Source organism: Streptomyces sp. P5F9, from assembly GCF_057961495.1.
On sequence record NZ_JBXVPZ010000669.1, the window covers coordinates 1 to 3,910 of the forward strand.

Annotated in this window: 6 protein-coding genes; 1 reads left to right on the forward strand and 5 read right to left on the reverse strand. The window is 70.3% G+C overall.

All coding sequences use genetic code 11. From position 1 onward, the window contains the following. Window positions 1-1,175, forward strand: a 1,175-nt coding sequence (locus AC31A1_RS48155) for a YbfB/YjiJ family MFS transporter (RefSeq protein ID WP_489659385.1), incomplete at its 5' end; no start/stop codon positions are given. Here the strand turns inward: AC31A1_RS48155 and AC31A1_RS48160 are convergent. Genes AC31A1_RS48160 through AC31A1_RS48180 form a run of 5 tightly spaced genes read right to left on the reverse strand, consistent with a single transcriptional unit; the run spans window position 1,176 to window position 3,847 of the window. Beyond that, the gene (locus AC31A1_RS48160; protein ID WP_489659386.1) at window positions 1,176-1,784 is read right to left on the reverse strand and encodes a TetR/AcrR family transcriptional regulator; all 609 of its coding nucleotides are present in this window, start codon (window positions 1,782-1,784) and stop codon (window positions 1,176-1,178) included. Between the two features lie 23 nt (window positions 1,785-1,807). Continuing rightward, window positions 1,808-2,383 (reverse strand): GAF domain-containing protein, encoded by a 576-nt coding sequence (locus AC31A1_RS48165; protein ID WP_489659387.1) that lies wholly within the window; start codon window positions 2,381-2,383, stop codon window positions 1,808-1,810. Window positions 2,384-2,443: 60 nt separating this feature from the next. Next, window positions 2,444-3,061, reverse strand: coding sequence for a GTP-binding protein (locus AC31A1_RS48170; RefSeq protein ID WP_033281764.1), 618 nt, complete (start codon window positions 3,059-3,061; stop codon window positions 2,444-2,446). Continuing rightward, the gene (locus AC31A1_RS48175) at window positions 3,039-3,410 is read right to left on the reverse strand and encodes a DUF742 domain-containing protein (protein WP_359613774.1); all 372 of its coding nucleotides are present in this window, start codon (window positions 3,408-3,410) and stop codon (window positions 3,039-3,041) included. Before AC31A1_RS48175 ends, AC31A1_RS48170 begins: the two co-directional genes overlap by 23 nt. Window positions 3,411-3,412: 2 nt before the next feature. Then, window positions 3,413-3,847: a roadblock/LC7 domain-containing protein gene (locus AC31A1_RS48180; protein WP_489659388.1), complete on the reverse strand. Its 435-nt coding sequence runs from the start codon at window positions 3,845-3,847 to the stop codon at window positions 3,413-3,415. Window positions 3,848-3,910: the final 63 nt, after the last annotated feature.

Sequence of the window (3,910 nt, forward strand, 5' to 3'; positions counted from 1 at the left end):
CCCCCTGGACCCACGTCGCGCGGGTCGCCGCGGCCCTCGCGGCGGGCATGGGGGTCGGCCGCTTCGTCTACACCCCGATCCTCCCGCTGATGCACACCCAGGCGGGGCTCTCCACCGACGCCGGCGCCCACCTGGCCACCGCCAACTACGTCGGCTACCTCCTCGGCGCCCTCGCCGGAATCCTGTTCCCCGCCCTGGTCCGCTCCCGCACGGCCCTGCGCGGCTCGTTCGTCCTGCTGATCGGCACGCTGGCCGCCATGCCCGTCACCCACAGCACCACGACATGGATCGCGCTGCGGCTACTGGCAGGGGTGGCGAGCGCGTTGATCTTCGTGGTCGCGGTCAGCTCGCTCCTCGGCCATCTGCGCAACCACCCGGCATACATGCCCGGTTGGGGCTTCGGCGGCGTGGGCGCGGGCATCGCGCTCTCCGGTCTGCTGGTCCTCGCCGTGCGCTCCGTAGCGGACTGGCAGGTCGCGTGGTGGTCCTCGGCCGCCCTCGCCACGGCACTCGCGGCGGCCGCGTGGAATCTACGGCCCGAGGCACCGGCCGCACCCCCAACCGGCGCCCCTGAAAAGGTGGTTGACCCCTGGTTCGGCGCCCTGTTCGTCAGCTACACCCTGGAGGGCGTGGGCTACATCGTCGCCGGTACCTTCCTGGTCGCCGCGATCGGGCAGAGTTCCCCCGGCTGGATCGGCAGCGGCGCATGGGTACTCGTCGGACTGGCCGCCGTACCGTCCTCCGCCCTCTGGGCACGGCTCGGGCGCCGCTGGTCGCGGCCAGGGCTGCTGTGCGTGGCGCTGGTGATCCAGGCGATCGGCATCGCCCTGCCAGCGCTGGCCGGCGGGGTGGCGGCGGCCCTGGTCGGCGCGGTGCTGTTCGGCGCCACCTTCATCGGCGTCAGCACGCTCGCCCTGGCAACCGGCGCGGAGCTGCGATTCCCGCGCTCGGTGGCCCTGTTGACCGCCGGCTACTCCGTCGGCCAGATCCTCGGCCCCCTCGCCGTGGCCCCACTCCTGCACCACGGCTACCGCCCGGCCCTGCTCCTGGCCGCCGCGGTGGTCCTCGCCGCGGCCGTCGCAGCCGCCGTCCTGCGGACCGGCTTCCCGCCTCGTCAAGCGGTGGCGCTACGACACTCCGCGCCCGCCCGGGACGTACGGACCGCCGGTCGTTGATCAGGCGGTACGGGCCCCGAGCAGGGCCAGGCAGTTGGCCCAAAGGGGGCTCAGACGCCCGGTGTTGTTGTAGAGCTTCGCGAACATCACCTGGCCCTCCAACTGCGCGACGACGGAACGCGCCGCCTCCTGGGAGTCGTCGACGGTCACGTCCCCTCGCTCGCGCGCCTCGCCGATGACCGAGGCGACCATCTCGACCTGGACGTCGAAGATCTCCTGAAGCCGCGCGCGAACGGCCTCGGCCTGATTGCTCATCTCCAGGCTGAGGTTGCCGAACAGACAGCCCAGCACGGTGCCGCAGCCCTGCTGTACGGCGTGCTGCCCGGCCTCGGTCTCCTCGAACAACTGCCGCAGCCGGTCCAGCGGTTGGGCACCGCCGGTCTCCCCGCTCAGGATGCGCGTCCACTCACGGCGCTGGTCGGCCCAGTGTTCGTCGACGACGGCCAGCGCGAGGGCCTCCTTCGACGCGTAGAAGTAGTAGAAGCTGCCCTTCGGCACTCCGGCGGCCTTGCAGATCTCGGCCACCCCCAGCGCCGAGTAACCGCGCGCCTCGAAGAGCGTCCGCCCGGCGGCGAGGATCTTCTCTCCGGCGTCACTGGTCCTACCCATACGACGACTATACGACCGGTCGGCTATCCCCCGCCGAGCAGTTCGAGCCGGGCCACCAGGTCCGCCGCCGTCGACTTGATCGTCTCCAGACCCGGCTTCCCCCACGGCCGCGGCTCGGTGTCGACGACACACACCGTGCCCAGCACCATCCCCGTGGAGTCGATGAGCGGCGCCCCCAGATAGGAACGGATCCCGAACTCGTCGACGACCGGATTGCCCGCGAACCGCGGATAGTCGCAGACGTCTTCCAACACCAACGCCTTACGTCTGACCACCACATGGGGGCAGAACCCATAATCACGCGCCATCTGCCTGCCCACCTCGGGCTTGGCGTGCTCTCCTCCCGAGACGGGCCGGGGCAGTCCCACCCCGCCCGGAGTGTGCAGACCGGCGAAGAACTGCCGGTTCTCGTCGATGAAGTTGACCATGGCGTACGGCGCCCCGGTCAGGTCGGCGAGCTGGTCCGCGAAGGCGTCGAGCGCCGGGTCCGGGTGCTCCCCCAGGCCCAACCCGCGCAGCCGGCGCCGCCGTTGAGGGGCCTCCTTGTCCTCGGGCGTGAGCAGCAGACGACCGGCCGGACGCGGCGGGTCGTAGCTCATGGGCGAACTCCGTCCATGTGGACGTATGACATAGAGGAACTCCGTGGCGGTGTGCGGGGATCACATGTGGGCACCATGGCTCGGCGCGTGTGCCGGGGCGTGGGCGATGAGATGGCGTACGAGGGTCAGCAGGGTCTGGACTCCGGAACTGGAGATCCGCGCGTCGCAGCGGACGACCGGGATCCCGGGGTCGAGATCTATGGCGGCACGCACCTCCTCGGGGTCGTAGCGGTAGGAGCCGTCGAATTCGTTGATCGCGACGATGAAGCCGAGGCCGCGCTGCTCGAAGAAGTCGACGGCCGCGAAGCACTCCTCCAGCCGTCGTGTGTCGGCGAGGATGACCGCGCCGAGCGCGCCTTCGGACAGCTCGTCCCACATGAACCAGAACCGCTCCTGTCCGGGCGTGCCGAACAGATAGAGCACGTGTTCCGGGTCGAGGGTGATCCGGCCGAAGTCCATCGCCACGGTCGTCTCGACCTTGTTCTCGATGCCTTCGAGATCGTCGGTCGCGGCACTGACCGTGGTGAGCAGCTCCTCCGTACTGAGCGGCGCGATCTCGCTCACGGCGCCGACGAAGGTCGTCTTGCCGACGCCGAAGCCTCCAGCCACCAGGATCTTCAGTGCGGTGGGGAAGGGGTCGTGGCCGCTCTCGTAGTCAGAGCTGTCGTCGTAGTCCATCGAGCACTGCCTCCAGAAGAGACCGGTCAGTGGGGTTGTGGTGGAACTCGGGTGGCTTGGTGGTCAGCGTCCCGCAGTCGACGAGGTCCGACAGCAGCACCTTGGTGACCACGGCCGGCAGCTTCAGGTGGGCCGCGACCTCGGCGACCGAGACGGGTGCGCGGCACAGGTCGAGCGCCTGCGCGTGCTCGGGTCCGAGGTAGCCGAGGGGGGTGGCGCCGGTGGCCATCACCTGCGACAGGAGGTCGAGTGCGACGGAGGGCCGGGTACGGCCGTTGCTGACCGTGAAGGGGCGCACCAGACGTCCGGCCGCGTCGTCCAACCAAGGCCCGTCGCCGGCCGTCGCCACGCTCAAGGCCTCATCGCAGGTGATTCGACGGCGTTCTGCCGGGGGGCGGTCACGAGGTAGGGGCGGACGCTCTTCACCAGCATCGCCATCTCGTAGCCGAGGACGGCCGCGTCGGCCTCGCGGCCGGCGAGCACGGCGAGGCAGGTGCCGGATCCTGCGGTGGTGACGAAGAGCAGCGTCGAGTCGAGCTCGACGACGACCTGCCGGACGTCTCCACCGTCACCGAAGCGGACGCCCGCGCTACGGCCGAGGGAGTACAGCCCGGAGGCCAGGGCGGCCATGTGGTCGGCGCTGTCGGGGTCGAGCCCGTGAACCGACTTCACAAGCCCGTCGCAGGAGAGCAGCACCGCGCTGGTGGTGTGCGGTACGCGCTGCACGAGGCCGCTCATCAGCCAGTCGAGATCGGATACATGGCCGGTCGGCGCGTCGCTCGCCATGGTGGATCGACTCCTTGGGGTACGAAGGTCTGCGGGAGCGCGGGTGGGGGTGTCAGCTGTCTC

What these genes read in the sequence shown, in the direction of transcription:
- AC31A1_RS48160 (WP_489659386.1), bottom strand. Translation starts at nt 1,784, where the DNA reads ATGGGTAGGACCAGTGACGCCGGAGAGAAGATCCTCGCCGCCGGGCGG.
- AC31A1_RS48165 (WP_489659387.1), bottom strand. Translation starts at nt 2,383, where the DNA reads ATGAGCTACGACCCGCCGCGTCCGGCCGGTCGTCTGCTGCTCACGCCC.
- AC31A1_RS48170 (WP_033281764.1), bottom strand. Translation starts at nt 3,061, where the DNA reads ATGGACTACGACGACAGCTCTGACTACGAGAGCGGCCACGACCCCTTC.
- AC31A1_RS48180 (WP_489659388.1), bottom strand. Translation starts at nt 3,847, where the DNA reads ATGGCGAGCGACGCGCCGACCGGCCATGTATCCGATCTCGACTGGCTG.